The sequence below is a fragment of the Sphingobium sp. DC-2 genome (assembly GCF_000722555.1).
Classification (GTDB): domain Bacteria; phylum Pseudomonadota; class Alphaproteobacteria; order Sphingomonadales; family Sphingomonadaceae; genus Sphingobium; species Sphingobium quisquiliarum.
In genome coordinates, this window is record NZ_JNAC01000028.1 from 17396 (window position 1) to 34186 (window position 16791).

General features: G+C 65.3%; 20 protein-coding genes. 1 reads left to right on the plus strand and 19 read right to left on the minus strand.

From position 1 onward, the window contains the following. Positions 1-27 precede the first annotated feature (27 nt). From ET21_RS0105100 to rpsM, 19 genes are all read right to left on the minus strand, one after another. The gene (locus tag ET21_RS0105100; RefSeq protein WP_030538831.1) at positions 28-417 is read right to left on the minus strand and encodes a hypothetical protein; all 390 of its coding nucleotides are present in this window, start codon (positions 415-417) and stop codon (positions 28-30) included. A gap of 65 nt (positions 418-482) precedes the next feature. Then, complete coding sequence (locus tag ET21_RS0105105; protein ID WP_030538832.1) at positions 483-1061, minus strand: hypothetical protein; 579 nt, start codon at positions 1059-1061, stop codon at positions 483-485. Between the two features lie 14 nt (positions 1062-1075). Continuing rightward, positions 1076-1630, minus strand: coding sequence for a demethoxyubiquinone hydroxylase family protein (locus ET21_RS0105110; RefSeq protein ID WP_021237049.1), 555 nt, complete (start codon positions 1628-1630; stop codon positions 1076-1078). Next, positions 1627-2112: a disulfide bond formation protein B gene (locus ET21_RS0105115; RefSeq protein ID WP_021237050.1), complete on the minus strand. Its 486-nt coding sequence runs from the start codon at positions 2110-2112 to the stop codon at positions 1627-1629. Before ET21_RS0105115 ends, ET21_RS0105110 begins: the two co-directional genes overlap by 4 nt. A 100-nt stretch (positions 2113-2212) precedes the next feature. After that, positions 2213-3580, minus strand: coding sequence for a S41 family peptidase (locus tag ET21_RS0105120; protein ID WP_030538833.1), 1368 nt, complete (start codon positions 3578-3580; stop codon positions 2213-2215). 112 nt (positions 3581-3692) lie between these two features. Continuing rightward, positions 3693-4859 carry a murein hydrolase activator EnvC gene (locus ET21_RS0105125; RefSeq protein ID WP_030538834.1) on the minus strand — a complete coding sequence of 389 codons (1167 nt, stop codon included), beginning with the start codon at positions 4857-4859 and terminating at the stop codon, positions 3693-3695. A 92-nt stretch (positions 4860-4951) separates the two neighbouring features. Further along, complete coding sequence (locus ET21_RS0105130) at positions 4952-5374, minus strand: 23S rRNA (pseudouridine(1915)-N(3))-methyltransferase RlmH (protein WP_021236997.1); 423 nt, start codon at positions 5372-5374, stop codon at positions 4952-4954. A gap of 39 nt (positions 5375-5413) precedes the next feature. Further along, positions 5414-5803, minus strand: coding sequence for a ribosome silencing factor (rsfS, locus tag ET21_RS0105135; RefSeq protein WP_021236996.1), 390 nt, complete (start codon positions 5801-5803; stop codon positions 5414-5416). Between the two features lie 12 nt (positions 5804-5815). Next, on the minus strand, positions 5816-6445 hold the full coding sequence (locus tag ET21_RS0105140) for a nicotinate-nucleotide adenylyltransferase (protein WP_030538835.1): 630 nt from the start codon (positions 6443-6445) through the stop codon (positions 5816-5818). A 106-nt stretch (positions 6446-6551) separates the two neighbouring features. Further along, positions 6552-7982 carry a DNA recombination protein RmuC gene (locus ET21_RS0105145; RefSeq protein ID WP_030538836.1) on the minus strand — a complete coding sequence of 477 codons (1431 nt, stop codon included), beginning with the start codon at positions 7980-7982 and terminating at the stop codon, positions 6552-6554. A 70-nt stretch (positions 7983-8052) separates the two neighbouring features. Continuing rightward, positions 8053-9225: an aminotransferase gene (locus ET21_RS0105150; RefSeq protein ID WP_030538837.1), complete on the minus strand. Its 1173-nt coding sequence runs from the start codon at positions 9223-9225 to the stop codon at positions 8053-8055. A gap of 126 nt (positions 9226-9351) precedes the next feature. After that, on the minus strand, positions 9352-10911 hold the full coding sequence (guaA, locus tag ET21_RS0105155) for a glutamine-hydrolyzing GMP synthase (protein WP_030538838.1): 1560 nt from the start codon (positions 10909-10911) through the stop codon (positions 9352-9354). 42 nt (positions 10912-10953) lie between these two features. Continuing rightward, positions 10954-12210: a tetracycline resistance MFS efflux pump gene (locus ET21_RS0105160; protein WP_030538839.1), complete on the minus strand. Its 1257-nt coding sequence runs from the start codon at positions 12208-12210 to the stop codon at positions 10954-10956. A gap of 134 nt (positions 12211-12344) precedes the next feature. Further along, on the minus strand, positions 12345-12581 hold the full coding sequence (locus ET21_RS27580) for a hypothetical protein (protein WP_156029022.1): 237 nt from the start codon (positions 12579-12581) through the stop codon (positions 12345-12347). Between the two features lie 106 nt (positions 12582-12687). After that, positions 12688-12876 (minus strand): hypothetical protein, encoded by a 189-nt coding sequence (locus tag ET21_RS27585; protein ID WP_156029024.1) that lies wholly within the window; start codon positions 12874-12876, stop codon positions 12688-12690. A 230-nt stretch (positions 12877-13106) separates the two neighbouring features. Next, positions 13107-13532 (minus strand): 50S ribosomal protein L17, encoded by a 426-nt coding sequence (rplQ, locus tag ET21_RS0105175; protein WP_030538840.1) that lies wholly within the window; start codon positions 13530-13532, stop codon positions 13107-13109. 157 nt (positions 13533-13689) lie between these two features. Next, a complete protein-coding gene (locus ET21_RS0105180; protein ID WP_030538841.1) occupies positions 13690-14751 on the minus strand; it encodes a DNA-directed RNA polymerase subunit alpha in 1062 nt (353 codons plus the stop codon). Between the two features lie 119 nt (positions 14752-14870). Next, on the minus strand, positions 14871-15260 hold the full coding sequence (rpsK, locus tag ET21_RS0105185) for a 30S ribosomal protein S11 (protein WP_004208752.1): 390 nt from the start codon (positions 15258-15260) through the stop codon (positions 14871-14873). Positions 15261-15347: 87 nt separating this feature from the next. Then, positions 15348-15716: a 30S ribosomal protein S13 gene (gene rpsM, locus ET21_RS0105190; protein ID WP_021236987.1), complete on the minus strand. Its 369-nt coding sequence runs from the start codon at positions 15714-15716 to the stop codon at positions 15348-15350. Positions 15717-16010: 294 nt separating this feature from the next. On the opposite strand from rpsM, the gene ET21_RS0105195 reads away from it, so the two are divergent. Further along, positions 16011-16538 (plus strand): hypothetical protein, encoded by a 528-nt coding sequence (locus ET21_RS0105195; RefSeq protein ID WP_030538842.1) that lies wholly within the window; start codon positions 16011-16013, stop codon positions 16536-16538. Positions 16539-16791 lie beyond the last annotated feature (253 nt).

Sequence of the window (16791 nt, forward strand, 5' to 3'; positions counted from 1 at the left end):
CGCGCAAGGCAAGCCCTGGAGGGCGGCTCAGGGCTCGCCCCTGGACTCCTGCATCCGCCGTTCGGCGAACCATTGTTCCAGCATCTTGGCGGTGCAGCCGGTAAAGCCGTTGCTGCCGATCGCCGAACAGCTTCCGGGCAGCGTCTGCCGCTGCACCTGCTCCATCGTCGCGACCTGGCTGCCCCATCCCGGCCCGCCGGATGGCGCGGGCTTTTCGCGCAGCTTCTTGGGAATGCGGTAGCGCTCCGATTCCGGCTTGCGCGCGCAGACGATGATCTCGTCGCCCTCGCCCTTGGGGCAGGGGTCATCACCATAGACGATGAGGTTGAAGATCTTGCGCGGCGGTTCAGCCCCGGCCGGGGCGGCCATGGGCAACAGCAGGAGCGTGGCGAGGGCAGCGGCAAAGGGGAAACGCATCGGTGATCATCCTTCATCTCCCCTGCCAATCGGGCATGCCCCCATGCCAGCTTCGCCGCTGTGCGTCAGGGCGCGCTGGGCTGCGGCGCGGGCGTCTGGGTCTGGGCCGTGCCGGCGGCCCTGGCCTTTTCCTCGGCGACGGCGCGCGCCTCGATCTCGCGGCTGTCCGCGTCGATGGTGGAAAGGCGCCGCGCGCGCTCCGCCTCGACCAGGTCCTTCCAGCTCGCATTGTCCGCCTGCTGCCGTTCGGCCTTCGCAAGCCGCGCGAGCTGGTTAAAGCAGCCGGTGAAGCCGCCGGGGCCGGTGGCGGAACAGCTTTCCGTGCCGGTCCGGCCGACATATTCCATCGACTTCACCCGTTCCCCCCAGGCCTGGTTCGCAGGCGCGTTGGGATCGCCGCGCAGCGGTTCGGGAATGCGGTAGCGTTCCTCTTCGCCCTTGCGCGCGCACACGACGATGTCGCTGCCTTCGCTTTGCGGACACGGGTCATCGCCATAGACGATCACCAGATTGACGCGTTCGGAACCGGGGGCTGCCGCGCCCGCCGCCGGTGCCTGCGCTTCCGCCGGGCCAGCCTGCTGCGCGGAAGCGGGGAGGGCGGCGGCCGCCATCAGCATCGCGGCGATGATCGGTGTCGTCTTCATTTCTTCTCGTCTCCTCAGATCCGCTTAGACAGGGCGATGGCGGCGCGGCAAGCCAGGCGAATGACGCCCGACAGCAGCGGATAGGCGACGGCCTGCTCCGCTCCATGGGCGATGGCGGTGTCGCGATGCTCCAGTTCCTCGGCCTGAAAATCCGTGATGGTGGCGGCAAGTTCCGCGTCGTCGCCGCCCAGCGCCTCCAACTGCTCGCCATAATGGCGGTCGATTTCCGTTTCGACCGCAGCGGTGCAGGCCATGGCGGCATGCGGCCCGATGGCGGCGGTCACCGCCCCCAGCGCAAAGCCAGCGACATTCCAGACCGGCCGCAACAGCGTCGGCCGCACGCCGCGCTCCACGATCATCGCGTCGAAGATGCTGCGGTGCCGTTCCTCCTGCGCCAGCATGCCCGCGATCAGACGGGAATCGGGATGGCGGTCGCCCATGACGGCGAGCTGCCCGGCATAGATGCGGATCGCGCCGAACTCGCCAGCCTGATCGACCCGCAGCATGGACGCGCGCTCGCGCGCCGTCGCCTTGCGACCGGGGCGCGGAAAATCCTTGGGCGCGCTCATGCCTCTTTCCTTCCCTTGATCAGCAGGGCCAAGATGGCGAGCGCGCTTGCCCCCGACAAGAGGCCGTTATAGCCCGCCATCGATATCCCCAGCAGGCTCCAGGGGGCAACGTCGCAGCGGGTGATGGGCGCGGCCATGATCTGCTCCAATATGTCCCCCGCTCCCCCGCTCGCGGGCGTGGTGGAACATGACGTCAGCCCTTCCCACCAGCCATATTCGACCCCCGCATGGAACAGGCCGATCAGGCCGCTGATCCCGATCGCCAGACCCGCGAGGCCAGCGAACAGGGCGCTGACGCACGGCTTGCCGCGCACGCCATAGGCGATCAGCGCCAGTGCCATGGCGGCCATATGCGGGTAACGCTGCCACCAGCACATTTCGCAAGGATGAAGCCCGCCCAGATATTGAAAGGCGTATGCGCCCCCCAGCAGCAGCAGCGGCACGGCCAGGGCGATCGCGCGGGCGAGGGGCAGGCTTTTCATACCGCCCGCTTAAACGCCCGCACGCCTTTCGTCATGCTGAACTTGGACCGGCAGCGCAATTATATCGCGCCGCCGGGGGTGACGGATGCCCGCGCCCCTGTCACCGGGCCGCGGGCTTCTTCGCCGCCACCGGCTGGGGCTGGGGCTCGGCTTGGGCCACGACCGCGCCCGGCCGCGCCGCCAGCCGGTTGATGGTCTTCAGCGCATAGTCGAGCTGGAAGTCCTCGATGCCCTTCTTCTTCAACTCCTCGGCTGTGGCGGCGAAGCGGGGATCGTCCTTCACATCCTCTTCCAGCGCGGCATTGTCCGTCTTGATCTCGTTGATCAGGTGGCGGCGCAGGTCGCTTTCGCGGAATTTGGGACGGTTCTTGTAATCCGGGTCGCTCAACTGCGGCACGCGGATGTCCGGCTCGATCCCGCCTTCCTGCACCGACCGTCCCGCCGGGGTGTAATAGCGCGCGGTCGTCAGCTTGAGCGCCGTGGTGTTGGTCAGCGGCAGCATGGTCTGGACGCTGCCCTTGCCGAAGGTGCGCTCGCCCATCACCAGCGCGCGATGCTGGTCTTGCAACGCGCCCGCGACGATCTCGGACGCCGAAGCCGATCCCGCATCGACCAGCACGATCACCGGCAGGCCCTTCGCATCGTCGCCGGGCTTGGCGTAATAGCGTTCGACATCGCCCTTGTTGCGCCCGCGCTGCGACACGATCTCGCCCCGCTCCAGAAAGCTGTCGCTGACCGCCACCGCTTCGTCCAGCAGGCCGCCGGGGTTGGACCGTAGGTCGAGGATGTAGCCGGTTGGCTTGCCGCCCACCGCCTTGTCGATGCTGCGGATCGCCTGGCGCACGTCCGCGCCGGTATTGGCGGAAAAGCTGACGATGTTGATCACGCCGACATTGTTCTTCACTTCCCATTTGACGGGCTTCAACTGAATGATCTCGCGCGTCAGGGTGAGTTCGATCGGCTTGTCGCGGCCCGGCCGCACGATCGTCAGCTTGATCGCGGTGCCCGGCGCGCCGCGCATCTTGTCCACCGCCTCGTCCAGCGTGCCGCCATAGATGAGCTGCCCGTCGAGATGGGTGATATAGTCGCCCGCCTTGATGCCCGCGCGCCAGGCCGGGGTATCCTGCGTCGGCGCGATCACCTTGACCGCGCCATCCTCCTGAGTGACCGACAGACCCAGGCCGCCATAGCTGCCCTCCGTCTGGGTGCGCAGATTCTGGAAATCGCGCGCGTCCAGGAAGCTGCTGTGCGGGTCCAGGCCGGCCAGCATGCCGTCGATCGCGCCCTTGATCAGCTTCTCGTCGTCGACCTTTTCTACATAGTCGCTGCGTACTTTCTGGAACACGTCCATGAACTCGTCGAGCGCCTTGTAGCTGCTCGCTTCCCCGTCGGCGAGCGCCGCGGTGGTGGCGGGGATGAGCGCAAGCGCGCCAAGGGCGATCGCGCCCCGGAAGAAATTGGAAGTCATTGCTGTCCTGAGTCCTGGCATCAAGCGGTCAATATAGGCGCGTTTATGAATAGAGGCAAAAGCGATAGAGTTCACTCACTACATAAGGTGCCGGGCGGCGTCCCGCGGGCGCCTAGCCGCTGACCAGCGGCACGATGTCGACCGGCTGTCCGTGGCGCCGCAATTCCACGGTGATGCTGGGCCGCCCCGGTCCGGCATTGCCCAGCGGATCGCCCTGCCGCACCACGTCGCCGACTTCCGCGGTCAGCCGCAACAGGCCCGTGATCAGCGTCGTCCATCCGCCGCCATGGTCGATGATCACGATCTGCCCATAGCCGCGATAGGGGCCCGCAAAAGCCACGCGCCCGCCGGTGGGCGCGACCGCGAGCGCGCCTGCCTGCGTGACGATAGTGAGCCCGCGCGACCGCACCCCGCTTTCGGACATCTCCCCCAATCCGGTCACCAGCTGCCCCACCACCGGCAAGCGATAGGGTGGCGGCCCGCCCTGCGTCCGTTCGCGCACCGCGTTGGAAGCAGGCGCAAGGTGCGGCTGGGCGGGGCGCAGCATCGGACCGGGCAGTTGCGCCAGCCGCTCCCGCAGGTCGCCCGCCGTCTCGATCCGGTCCATCAGGTCGGCAATGTCGCGCGCCCGCTCCCCCAGCGCCAGCGCGCGTTCGCTCTCCAGCCCCGCACTGGATTGATAGTCCCGTTCGGCCATCCGCTTGCGGGTTTCCAGCGTGCGCAACGCCGCCTGCCGTTCGCGAAGGTCAGCGCGGCTCTGCGCCAGCGCGCCCGCCGCCTGCTCGGCCGTTTCCCTCAGCGCCCGGCTGCGTTCCAGTTCGGCGCGCAGCCCGGCCGTCCGTTCGCGGATGACGGGCAGCACCTGGCTCAGCACGGCACGCATATGCACGGCGTCGCTGATCGATCCGGGCTGGACCAGCGCAAGCGCCAAGGGCCGGCGCACGATCATCTGCAATGCGGCGGTCAGGCGCACGACCGGCTGCTGCTTGGCGGCCAGCCGCTCCGCCTGCGCGCGCTGCAACCTGGCGATGATGGCGATGCGCGCCTGGGCTGCCTGAATGTCCGCCTCCGCCTGCTGGATGCGCGCGGCCATGGCGGCGGCGGAACGGCGGGGCCGGTATTGCAGCCTTGCCGTCCTTAGCGCTTCCTGCTCCTGTTGCAGGCTGGTGCGACCGGTGCCTTGCAGGATGATGCCTGATCCGGGAGCGGCGGTCAGGCGCGCTGTCCCCGCCATGGCGGCCGCGGCCAGTAACGCTGCGATGATCGCCGACCGTTTCAACCTGTCCCCCGACCGCGGTGTCTTCCGCAAACCCGCAACAGGTCTAGGCGCAAAGCCGGGCTCCTGTCGAGCATATGGGCGCGCGCCCCGGTTCACCCTTCCCGGTGATAGGGATGGCCCGACAGGATGGAGCAGGCGCGCCAGAGTTGTTCGGCGAGCATCGCACGCGCCATCATATGCGGCCATGTCATCGCGCCAAAGGCGATCAGCAGGTCCGCGCCGGACCGATCCGCATCGTCAAAGCCATCCGCCGCCCCGATCAGGAAGCGGCATTCGCGGGTCCCCGCATCGCGCCATCCCTCGATGCGGCGGGCGAAATCCATGGAACTGAGCTGCCGGCCCTTTTCATCCAGCATCACCATGACCGTTCCCGGCTGAGCGGGCGGCACCTTGCCGCCTCTGTCGGGCAGTTCAGTGATCCTGTGCGGCATCGTCAGCCGCTTCACATAGCGTTCGACCAGTTCCGCCTCGGCCGAACGCCCGATCTTTCCGCGCGCGATGATGTGGAGCAGCATGTCCTGCCCCTAGCCGTGATCGCGCGCCTTGTCGAAGGCTTAGGCGGTGCCAGCCACCGGCGCGTCGACGAAGCCCCACATCCGTTCCAGATTGTAGAAGCTGCGCACTTCCGGGCGGAACAGGTGGACGATGACGTCGCCTGCGTCGATCAGCACCCAGTCCGCGACCGGCAGGCCTTCCACCCGCGCGGAGCGGCCAGTGGCCTGCTTGATCCGTTCGGCAAGCTTCTGCGCCATGGACGCTACCTGCCGCGAGGAACGGCCGCTGGCGATCACCATATGATCGGCGATGCTGCTCTTGCCCTCCAGGGGAATGGAGATGGTTTCCTGCGCCTGGTCATCATCGAGCGATTTAAGCACCAGGGCGTGCAGGGCTGCAACGCTGTCGGCGTCCTGCGCCGTATCGTTGGCGGGTTGGGTTCTGGTCAAAGAGGCTCCATTCTAGACAATCATCCGGCGCGTGAGCGGGTCGCGCACACGTGCATGTTCATATTCGCGATGCCAGAGAGGGTCGGCCTGCCGCAGCAGGGTCGCCGATCTTGGATCAGGGCGAAAGCGCAAAAGCACAAGCGCCGGCGGTCTCCACTCCGTCCAGTCTGCACTCTGGCGCGCGGGCCGGACGGAACGCCGCAGCCATGCCATGGCCACAGAGCCATAGGCGTCCTTATCATAAGAAGGCCGGGCGATAACTGCAATGGGCATTCGCCGCGCAATGCCGCGCCAATCCCTCCATTGGGCGAACTGAGTCAGATTGTCCGATCCCATCAGCCAGATGAAGCGGTGACGCGGGTAGCGCGCTTGCAACCGCCGCAGCGTATCGGCCGTGTAGCGCGTGCGAAGTTGCCTTTCGATGGCTGTCGGACGGATGATGGACCCACGCGCCACGGCCTTGGCGTGCTGCAACCGGGCGGGCAAGGGCGCCATTCCAGCGCGCGGCTTCAACGGATTGCCAGGCGACACCAGCCACCAGACTTCGTCCAGGCGAAGCGCCTCGGCGGCAAAGAGAGAAATGGCGCGATGGCCGCCATGCGCAGGATTGAAGGAGCCGCCAAGAAGGCCGATGCGAGCCATGGGACGGGCCATGCCAGTTGCAGCAGCCCCGCGCAATCTGGTCACGCCCTCAAGCGATGCTCACAATCAATTAGATCGCTCGCTATTTTGTACTGAGCCGCTGCTGTCACTCTGCGGCGCTAGGCAGCGCTTCCAGGGGACGAAGCGCTTCGGGTGAAGCAGGCTCCCGCACAAGTGCTTCAACGGGCTCCAGTTGCTCCAGTTCCTTGCCGCCTGTTTCGATATTGAGATCGCGCAGCTTCCGCCCGGTGACGAGCACCCTTCCTTCGAAGCTGCCGACGAAGGCGTTATAATCGCCCACCGCTCCGTTGAGCCGGTTGCCAAGCTTCCGCAAGGATGCCGCCGCGCCCGCGAGCCGTTCGTATAGCTCTTTGCCAAGCATGCCGATTCGCTTGGCCTCGTCCGCCATCTTCTCCTGACGCCAGACCGCCGCCACCGTCCGCGCGATGGCTATCAGGTTGGTGGGCGTCGCCAGCAGCACCCGCTTGGCGAAGGCATGGTCCCAGAGCTGCGGATCATGCTCCAGCGCGGCGGACAGGAAATGCTCGCCGGGAACGAACATGATCACATAATCAGGCGCTTCCTCAAACTGCTCAGCATAGCTTTTCCGGCCCAGCGTTTCGACATGAGCGCGCATCGCAGTGGCATGGGCGGTGAGCAGGCGTTTGCGCTCCTCCTCCCCATCGGCCCCATAGGCATCCTGATAGGCGTTGAGCGACACCTTGGCGTCAATTACCAGAGCCCGCCCGCCCGGCACCCGCAGGATAGCGTCCGGGCGCAACCGGCCTTCTTCCCCCTCGACACTTACCTCGGTACGAAAATCGACATGCTCCGACAGGCCGCATGTTTCCAGCACATTGCGCAACTGCTGTTCGCCCCAGCGCCCCCGCGCCTTGGGCGCATGACGCAGCGAATCGACCAGCCGCTGCGCCTCCGCACGAACTGCTTCCTGCCCCGTGCGCATCGATTCGATCTCACCGCGCAAGATGCCATAGGCTTCGGTGCGCTGCTGTTCGATCTGGGTGATCTTCTGGTCGTAGCGTTGGATGGTCTCATTGACCGGGTGCAGCAATTGCTTGAGCTGCGCCTCGCTTTTTTCATGTGCCTGCGCCAGCCGCTGATCAGCGCGCTCCAGGAAATGGCTCTGAGCTTGATGCAGCAGCTTGCCGCCGATTTCGCTGAACTGGGCTGAAAGCTGTTCCTTGGCATCCTTGAGCGCGGTGATTTGCGCCTCGAACGCTTCGGCCCGCGCCTGGGCGTCCGAGCGGAGCGCCGCAAGTTCCCTGGCCGCCGCTTCCCTTGCAGCGCGTTCATCCTCCAGCCGCCGCGCAAGCTCTCCCGCCTGCGCGGCGCGATCCTGCGCCACCACAAGCTCCTGCAACGCGCCATTCCGCTGCGCTGTCGCGCTTTCCAGCTTGGTGGTAAGCTCCGCTTTTTCAGCCAAAGCCGGGGCATCAGCCTTGCCCCGCAACAGCCATCCGATACCCAGTCCCGCCAACAGGGCCACCGCAGTCAAAAGGATGATCAGACTGTCCATGTAAACCCCTCAACGGAACGAAAGGTGAATCTAGACGCCTAAAGTCGGCACGGCAAGCCTTCTCTGCCGCTCAACCAAGCGATGCCCTGAAGCGGGCAAGACGCGTTACAGCCTCGTCGATCACCGCATCGCTCTTGGCGAAACAGAGCCGTGCCAGATGGGTGATGGGATCACGGGGGTAAAAGGCCGAGACAGGAATAGCGGCCACTCCAGCCTCGCCGATGATTCTTTCGCAAAATGCCTGATCGGAGAGAGAGATGCCGGACGCGGCAAGATCTATGGTGGAAAACCAGGTTCCAGTTCCGGGATCGACAACATAGCCCGCCGCGCGGAGGCCGCTTGCCAGCCGGTCGCGCGATCGCTGATAATCCGCGCGCACGGCGCTGAACCACGCGTGCGGCTTGCCGAGCCCTTCCGCCACCGCCCATTGCAGATTGGGCGGCGTGGTGAAGGTTAGAAATTGATGTGCGCGTCCGAGCAGCGTCGCAACCGGCGCAGCGGCGCACATCCATCCTACCTTCCAGCCGGTGAGGGAGAAGATTTTGCCTGCCGACCCGATCTTTACAGTACGGCCGCGCATGCCAGGCAGGCCCATGAGCGGGGTATGTGCCAGTCCTTCGAAGGTGACATGCTCCCAAACCTCGTCGCAAATGGCGATCAGGTCGCGCTCAACGCAAAAGCGCGCGATCAGGCCGAGTTGCTCCCCGTCCATAACGGCGGCGCTGGGATTGAGGGGATTGTTGAGCAGCAGCAGGCGGGTGCGCGAACTTGCGGCGGCCTCCAGCGCCTCCTGCGTGATCCGCCAGCCGGGTGGCGCAAGCCGGATTACGCGCGCCACGCCCCCCGCGCGCTCGACCAGCGGCAGATAGGCGTCGTAGAGCGGCGCGAACAGGATGACCTCGTCGCCCGGCTGGATCAACGCCAGCAGGGTGGCAGCGATGGCTTCGGTAGCACCGGACGTGACGATCACTTCTTCGGCGGAAAGGTCCAGTTGCTGATGCCGCGCATAATGATCCGCCACCGCCGCGCGCAGTTCGGGCAAGCCTCCGCTCGGAGGATATTGGCTCGACCGCGTTAGCAGGGCGTCTGCGGCTGCCTGCAAGATATCGGCTGGTCCCGGAGCGTCGGGAAAACCCTGTCCCAGATTGATCGCGCCTGCCTGCCGCGCCCGCGCGGACATCTTTTCGAAGATGGTGGCGGGCATGTCCCGGTAAACGGGATGGCCAAGTGGAGCGATGGTCATGAGGCTAGAGGTAATGGCTCTCACGCCCGGAGTATAGCGTCCGCCGATTTGACCCATGTTCCTGCATTCTCAGGAACGCGTCACCGCTGCGTGCTGCGAGCGGAATAACTTCTCCCGCTTACCGGTTCACTCCCACTCGATCGTGCCCGGCGGCTTCGATGTATAGTCGTAGACCACCCGGTTGATTCCCTTCACTTCGTTGATGATGCGGGTTGCGACGCGGCTCAGGAAGGCGGCGTCGAAGGGATAGATGTCGGCCGTCATGCCGTCGGTCGAGGTGACGGCGCGCAGGGCGCAGACGCTATCATAGGTGCGATGGTCGCCCATCACGCCGACGGTCCGCACCGGCAGCAGCACAGCGAAGGCCTGCCAGATCGCATCATACAGCCCGGCGTTGCGGATTTCCTCCAGATAGATGAGGTCCGCCTTGCGCAATATGTCGCAGCGTTCCTTGCTCACTTCTCCGGGAATGCGAATCGCGAGGCCGGGCCCGGGGAAGGGGTGACGGCCGACGAAGACGTCCGGTAGCCCCAGTTCGCGGCCAAGCTCGCGCACTTCGTCCTTGAACAGTTCGCGCAGAGGTTCGACCAGCTTCATGTTCATGCGCTCGGGAAGGCCGCCGACATTATGGTGGCTCTTGATCGTGACTGAAGGCCCGCCAGTGAAGCTGACACTTTCGATCACGTCGGGGTAGAGGGTGCCTTGCGCCAGGAACGCCGCACCGCCGATCTTCTTCGCTTCATCCTCGAACACGTCAATGAAGGTCTTGCCAATGAACTTGCGCTTGGCTTCGGGATCGGTGACGCCTTCCAGCCCCTTCATGAACAGCGTTTCGGCGTTCACATGGACCAGCGGGATATTGTAGCTGCCCCGGAACAGCGAAACCACCTGCTCCGCCTCGCCCGCGCGCATCAGCCCATGATCGACGAACACGCAGGTCAGCTGATCGCCGATAGCCTCATGGATCAGCACGGCGGCCACCGCGCTGTCGACGCCGCCGGACAAGCCGCATATCACCTTGCCATCGCCCACCTGCTCGCGAATTTCGGCGATCTTGGTCGCGCGGAATTCGGCCATGGTCCAGTCGCCCTTGAGGCCGCAGACATGGCGGGCGAAATTGGCGATCAGCTTGGCGCCATCGGGCGTATGCACCACTTCGGGGTGGAATTGCGTGGCGTAGAAGCGCTTTTCCTCATTGGCGGTCATGGCGAAGGGCGCGCCTTCGCTCACCGCCACCACTTCGAAACCGGGCGCAAGGCTCGTCACCTTGTCGCCATGGCTCATCCATACCTGATGCCGCTCGCCTACGGACCACAGGCCGTCGAACAGGGCGCAGCGCTTCTTCACTTCGATGAAGGCGCGTCCGAACTCGCCGCTTTCGCCGCCTTCCACTTGGCCGCCCATCTGCTGCATCATCGTCTGCTGGCCATAGCAGATGCCAAGGATCGGGATGCCCGCGTCAAAGAAGGCCTGCGGCGCGCGGGGGCTGTCTTCCCACATAACCGACGATGGCCCGCCCGACAGGATGATGCCCTTGGGCTTCATGCGGTCAAAAGCTTCGGCTGCGCTGTTGAAGGGCGCGATTTCGGAATAGACCCCCGCCTCCCGCACGCGCCGCGCGATCAGTTGGGTCACCTGGCTGCCGAAATCCACGATGAGGATGGAATCCTGAAGGGGCAGCGTCATCGAATCGCCTTTACGAGCCGGAGAGAATGGGATGTGGCGCGGTTAGTGCGTGGCGCCGTCCTTGTCCAGCGAAGGCACGTTGCCGCTCCGTCCGGCGACCCATCCCAGCAGAGCCGCACTTGCCAGCACGATCGCGGCGATCAGGAAGGCGCTGCCGATATGGGACAGCGCCGGGTTTGGGCCCACGGACATGGAATAGATCGCGCCGAAGAAGATTGGGGATATGACCCCCGCTATCGATGCGACGCTGTTGTTGGCGCCCTGCAACTGGCCCTGTTCGGATTCGGATACGCGTACCGTCATCAGCGACTGGATCGCCGGCATGGCGAGACCCCACAGCGCGTTGGGGAACATGGCCGCGACGAACATCCAGCCATTGGGAGCAAGGCCCATGGCGGCGATGCCGATCGCGCCGAAGCTGAGGCCGGTCACCATGGTCCGGCGATCGCCCAGCCGCTTGACGACGGGACCGACCAGAAGGCCCTGGACGCCCATGTCCATGACGCCGACCAGCGCGAGCAGCGTCCCGACCTGCCACGCGCCCCAGCCGTAACGGTCCCCCGCGTAGAGCACGAAGACGGCCGAGAACAGGTGGTGCGCGAAATAGAGGAGGAAATTCACCATCGCCAGGCTGGACAGTTCGGGGTGCGATCGCAGCAGCTTCAACGCGCCGAACGGATTGGCACGGTGCCAGGAAAAGGTCATGCGCTTGGCCGGAGCAAGCGATTCCGGCAGCACGACGAGGCCGTAGAGAAATGCCAGAGCCGACAGGCCTGCTGCGGCCCAGAAGGGCGCGCGCAAGGAGACTTCTCCGAGCACGCCGCCCAGCAACGGCCCGGCGACGAAGCCAGCGCTGAATGCCGCGCCGATAAGGCCATAGCCCCGCGCCCGTTTTTCAGGAGGGGTAATGTCAGCCATATAGGCGAAGGTCGAGGTGAAGCTGGAAGAGGTGATGCCGCCCAAAATCCGGCCCACCGCAAGCCACCAGAGATTGGGGGCGAGCGCCATCAGTATGAAATCCAGGGCGAGTCCCGCCACGGAGATCAGGATCACCGGCCGCCTGCCGAAGCGGTCCGAAAGCGAACCGATGATGGGCGAGCAGAGAAATTGCATGACCGCCCACAGCGCCACGAACAGGCCGTTCCACAATCCCGCGGCGCTGGTGGAGCCCGCAAGCTCTCCGATCAGCTGCGGCAGGACGGGAACGACGATGCCCATCGACATGACGTCGAGCAGCGCCGTCACCAGGATGAAGATGATCGCGGCTGGACGGGCAGGGGAGGAAGAATTGGGGGGCATGCGGTAAACGGCTCCTGATCAGCCAGCCGCCTAGGCATTTTGCAGGCGGGAGGGAATAGGAGACTGCGGGTCGCGGAACGAAATCGCTGTTGCTGGTGCGCGGGAACCGTAGGGAAGGGCGGGGTATACGCCGCTTAGCGTGCGGCGCGTTCCCGCTGGAAGTAAACATCCTCGATCCGGCCATTGGCGACCGTGCAGGTGAAATGGCGCAGGCGGCCATCCTGCGCGCGCCAGTGGCTGCGGCTTTCGACATCGCCGTCGATGCGGAAGCCGTTGCGGTTTTCGCGCGGGGCTTCCATCTGGCGCACCTCGGCATAGTCGCCGTTGCGTTCCGCCTCCTCGCGGGCGGCGCGGGCGCAGCCGTCGGTCATGGCCTCGACTTCCTCGTCATCGATGTTCAGGGCGGCGCTGGCGTCGCGGCCGTCGCGGCGAGCTGATCCGGCCCGCTCCTCATCGGCGGCGGCGACATCGGAAAAATCATCCTCGGCCCCGGGGAGAGACCTGGTCTTCGTTCGCGCGGTTGTCGTAATCCGAACCGGTGCTGTCCTGATCATCGGCAGGATCGGAGTAATCGTAACGAGGCTGGTTCTGCGCGACCGCCGTGCCGCTTGCCAGCAGCGTCATTCCCAGAACCGATACCGCTATCCACACCGGCTTACCCATCATTCCGCCTCCTTGCGACCGCCGTGCATCGCTAAGCCCGTCAGGCTGTCGGCGGGCTGAACGGGGGGGAGGAAGTAGAGAGTGAAATAGGTCATTTTGAGCGATCTCTCCCGTGCTCATATTTCGCTACCGTAACGACCTGCCGCGCCAATGAAAAACAGGCTGCGGTTCCATCGAACCGCAGCCTGTTCCCGTTTTCCATTCCGCCCGCGCTGGCGAGCGGCTTTTATCGATCAGGCAGCTTCCAGCTCGTCCTCATCGGCGCCCTGGACCGGACCGGAATCCTTGCCCTTGGCATCGACGTCGCGGTCGACCAGCTCGATGATCGCGATCGGGGCAGCGTCCGACGCGCGGATGCCGGCCTTGATCACGCGGGTGTAGCCGCCGTTGCGGTCCGCATAGCGCTCCGCCAGCACGTCGAACAGCTTGGTCAGCTGAACATCGTCCTGCAAGCGGGACTGCGCGAGACGGCGGTTCGACAGGCCGCCCTTCTTGGCGAGGGTGATCAGCTTTTCGACGTAGGGACGCAGTTCCTTCGCCTTGGGCGTGGTCGTCATGATCTGCTCATGCTTGATGAGCGAGGCGGCGAGATTGCGGAGCAGCGAATTGCGATGCCCGGCGCTGCGTTGCAGCTTGCGATGACCAACCTTGTGACGCATGTCTTCTTCCTTCGTTCGTTAAGGGCCCGTGTGAGGTAGCCCAGACCAGGCGGTGATAAGGGCCACCGCCCAACAGCCCATCCCGCAACCGCCGTTCGTTTCGAGCGAAGTCGAGAAACGCTTCCCGACACGCTGGAAGCGAACGGCCGCCGCTTGCTTAGCCCAGCAGCTCCTGTTCGAGCTTCTTGGCCATTTCCTCGATATTTTCCGGCGGCCAGCCGGGGATGTCCATGCCAAGGCGCAGGCCCATGGACGACAGCACTTCCTTGATTTCGTTCAGCGACTTGCGGCCGAAATTCGGGGTGCGCAGCATCTCGGCTTCGGTCTTCTGGACCAGATCGCCGATATAGATGATGTTGTCGTTCTTGAGGCAGTTGGCGCTGCGGACCGACAGTTCCAGCTCGTCCACCTTCTTGAGCAGGTAGCGGTTGATCTGGTTGGTGTCGCTTTCCGCCTCGGCCGCGGACGAAGCAGCGGCGCCAGCGGCCGGAACGGCGGCGGGCAGCGCGTCTTCGAAGTGGACGAACAGCTGGAGCTGGTCCTGGAGGATGCGGGCGGCATAGGCCACCGCGTCTTCCGGCGTGACGGTGCCGTCGGTCTCGACGGTCAGCGACAGCTTGTCATAGTCCAGTTCCTGGCCGACGCGGGTATTGTCCACCTTGTAGGCGACCTGGCGCACCGGCGAGTAGAGCGCATCGACCGGGATCAGGCCGATGGGCGCATCGGCCGGACGGTTGGCGACGGCGGGGACATAGCCCTTGCCGACGTCGGCGGTCAGTTCCATGTTCAGCGTCGCGCCCTGGTCCAGGTGACAGATCACCAGATCGGGGTTCATCACTTCGATGTCGCCCACGACGCTGATGTCGCCAGCCTTCACCTCGGCCGGGCCGGTGGCGGAGAGCTGGAGCCGCTTGGGGCCATCGCCTTCCATCTTGAGCGCGACCTGCTTGATGTTGAGGACGATGTCCGTCACATCTTCACGCACGCCCGCCAGCGACGAGAATTCGTGGAGCACGTTCTCGATCTTGATCGAGGTGACCGCCGCGCCCTGGAGCGAGGAGAGAAGAACCCGGCGCAGCGCATTGCCGAGCGTCAGGCCAAAGCCGCGCTCCAGCGGTTCGGCAACGAAGGTCGCCTTGCGCCTGCCGTCGCCCGCCGCCTTGATTTCAAGGCTGTTGGGCTTCTTCAATTCCTGCCAGTTCTTCATGTTGACAGTCATGTATTTCCCCTGGGGATGAGGCCGAAACGCTTAAATCCTGGACCCAGACAGGACGTTCCGGCCGATGCAGATGGGTGACCGGGCGACGCGTCCGCCGCCCGACAGCAAGCCTCGCCGGATTAGACGCGGCGGCGCTTGGAAGGACGCACGCCATTGTGCGGGATCGGCGTCACGTCGCGGATCGAGGTGATGTGGAAGCCGACCGCCTGCAACGCGCGCAGCGCCGATTCACGGCCTGACCCCGGACCCTTCACTTCGACTTCCAGGGTGCGCACACCATGTTCGGCGGCCTTGCGGCCAGCGTCTTCGGCGCAGACCTGCGCGGCGTAGGGGGTCGACTTGCGGCTGCCCTTGAAGCCCATCATGCCGGCCGAGGACCAGCTGATCGCATTGCCCTGGGCGTCGGTGATGGTGACCATGGTGTTGTTGAAGCTGGCGTTCACATGCGCGACGCCGGCTGAAATGTTCTTGCGCTCGCGCCGCTTGATGCGCTGGGGTTCGCGTGCCATTTTGCTCTATCCTACTGAAATCTTGAGTGACCGAGGCTGCGCCCAAGGAGTGCTGCCTCCGGCGGAGTAATTCGTCCCCCGGACGAATTACTTCTTCTTGCCAGCGATCGGCTTCGCCTTGCCCTTGCGGGTGCGCGCGTTGGTGTGCGTGCGCTGGCCGCGAACCGGCAGGCCCTTGCGGTGACGCAGGCCGCGATAGCAGGCCAGGTCCATCAGCCGCTTGATGTTCATCGCGGTTTCGCGGCGCAGGTCGCCTTCGACGGTCAGGTCGGAGTCGATCGTCTCGCGGATCTGGAGGACTTCGGCGTCCGACAGGTCCTGAACGCGGCGGCTGTGGTCGATGCCCAGCTTGTCGGCAATGTCGACGGCGGTCTTGCGGCCGATGCCGTGGATGTAGGTGAGCGCGATGATCACGCGCTTGTTGGTCGGGATGTTGACACCCGCAATACGTGCCATGGTATTCTGTACTCCTGCTCCACAGGGCGGTTGGCGCCGCCCCATCTCAAAGCGTCCGGGCCGAGACCCCTATAGAGACTTCGGCCGATTCGATAGACCCCGAGACGCAAAAAAGACGGCCAGTGCCATGCACTGCCGCTCACCAGCGTGTCCGGGATGCGCAGCGCCCTAGCGATTCCGCGCTGGACTGTCAATCCGGTCGGCGGAAGGGACCGCGCTCATCCAAGCCCCCGCGCACTGCCGCCGCGCCTTTTCGGGTTGAAGCGGGAGGGGGCAGTCGGGCATGGAGGGGCAATGCGCTTTCCACTGCTCTCCGCCGTCCCCGCCTGTCTGGCGTTCCTGCTCGCGTCCTGCGTGGGAGCTCCCCGGCAGCCGCCCCCGCCGCAGCCGGAGCGCGCTCCGGCGCCGGCGCCCGCTCCGTCCGCCCCGCCGCCAGCGCCGGTGGAATGGCAATATCGCGCCACCACGCCGGGGAACTGGAGCTATCGCACGGACCCGGCGGGATCGGCCGCGACCTTCTCAGCCGCGTCCGCCGCGCCGCTGGCGGTCCTGCGCTGCGACAGGGCGGGGCGGCGGATCAGCCTGACGCGTGCCGGAGGCGGTCAGGGCGCGATGATCATACGCACCAGCTATGGCGCGGTGAGCTGGCCTGCAAGCGCTTCGCCAGCGGGCATGGTCGCGACGCGGGCTGCTGCCGACGCGACGCTGGATCAGATCGCCTACAGCCGGGGCCGCTTCGCGCTGGAGGTGGCGGGGGGCGACATGCTGATCCTCCCGGTGTGGGCGGAGGTCAGCCGCGTGATAGAGGATTGCCGGGGCTGAACGGCGGACGCCAGACCGTACATCTGGTGCCCGTTCGAGCCGCGAAACGCCATATCAAGCGTTTTGGCGGACGCGAAAGTATGATTCGAAAAAAGAATTTTACAAGTCTTGATCGTGCATCCCGTCTGATTCACAGTCCGGTTCGTGGCCAGGTGAAAGGTCGTTTTGAGCCGGGTCGCGCGGGCTTAAACAAGCGAAAGGAGGTGATCCGATGTCTCATGGTTCAGCAGTGAGGTCGGTCAAGTCCCTTCGG

What these genes read in the sequence shown, in the direction of transcription:
- ET21_RS0105115 (WP_021237050.1), bottom strand. Translation starts at nt 2,112, where the DNA reads ATGAAAAGCCTGCCCCTCGCCCGCGCGATCGCCCTGGCCGTGCCGCTG.
- ET21_RS0105120 (WP_030538833.1), bottom strand. Translation starts at nt 3,580, where the DNA reads ATGACTTCCAATTTCTTCCGGGGCGCGATCGCCCTTGGCGCGCTTGCG.
- ET21_RS0105100 (WP_030538831.1), bottom strand. Translation starts at nt 417, where the DNA reads ATGCGTTTCCCCTTTGCCGCTGCCCTCGCCACGCTCCTGCTGTTGCCC.
- ET21_RS0105145 (WP_030538836.1), bottom strand. Translation starts at nt 7,982, where the DNA reads ATGGACAGTCTGATCATCCTTTTGACTGCGGTGGCCCTGTTGGCGGGA.
- rpsM (WP_021236987.1), bottom strand. Translation starts at nt 15,716, where the DNA reads ATGGCACGTATTGCGGGTGTCAACATCCCGACCAACAAGCGCGTGATC.
- ET21_RS0105150 (WP_030538837.1), bottom strand. Translation starts at nt 9,225, where the DNA reads ATGACCATCGCTCCACTTGGCCATCCCGTTTACCGGGACATGCCCGCC.
- ET21_RS0105160 (WP_030538839.1), bottom strand. Translation starts at nt 12,210, where the DNA reads ATGCCCCCCAATTCTTCCTCCCCTGCCCGTCCAGCCGCGATCATCTTC.
- ET21_RS0105195 (WP_030538842.1), top strand. Translation starts at nt 16,011, where the DNA reads ATGCGCTTTCCACTGCTCTCCGCCGTCCCCGCCTGTCTGGCGTTCCTG.
- ET21_RS0105130 (WP_021236997.1), bottom strand. Translation starts at nt 5,374, where the DNA reads ATGCTGCTCCACATCATCGCGCGCGGAAAGATCGGGCGTTCGGCCGAG.
- ET21_RS0105140 (WP_030538835.1), bottom strand. Translation starts at nt 6,445, where the DNA reads ATGGCTCGCATCGGCCTTCTTGGCGGCTCCTTCAATCCTGCGCATGGC.
- ET21_RS0105180 (WP_030538841.1), bottom strand. Translation starts at nt 14,751, where the DNA reads ATGACTGTCAACATGAAGAACTGGCAGGAATTGAAGAAGCCCAACAGC.
- ET21_RS27580 (WP_156029022.1), bottom strand. Translation starts at nt 12,581, where the DNA reads ATGACCGACGGCTGCGCCCGCGCCGCCCGCGAGGAGGCGGAACGCAAC.
- ET21_RS0105110 (WP_021237049.1), bottom strand. Translation starts at nt 1,630, where the DNA reads ATGAGCGCGCCCAAGGATTTTCCGCGCCCCGGTCGCAAGGCGACGGCG.
- guaA (WP_030538838.1), bottom strand. Translation starts at nt 10,911, where the DNA reads ATGACGCTGCCCCTTCAGGATTCCATCCTCATCGTGGATTTCGGCAGC.
- rplQ (WP_030538840.1), bottom strand. Translation starts at nt 13,532, where the DNA reads ATGCGTCACAAGGTTGGTCATCGCAAGCTGCAACGCAGCGCCGGGCAT.
- ET21_RS27585 (WP_156029024.1), bottom strand. Translation starts at nt 12,876, where the DNA reads ATGATGGGTAAGCCGGTGTGGATAGCGGTATCGGTTCTGGGAATGACG.
- ET21_RS0105105 (WP_030538832.1), bottom strand. Translation starts at nt 1,061, where the DNA reads ATGAAGACGACACCGATCATCGCCGCGATGCTGATGGCGGCCGCCGCC.
- rpsK (WP_004208752.1), bottom strand. Translation starts at nt 15,260, where the DNA reads ATGGCACGCGAACCCCAGCGCATCAAGCGGCGCGAGCGCAAGAACATT.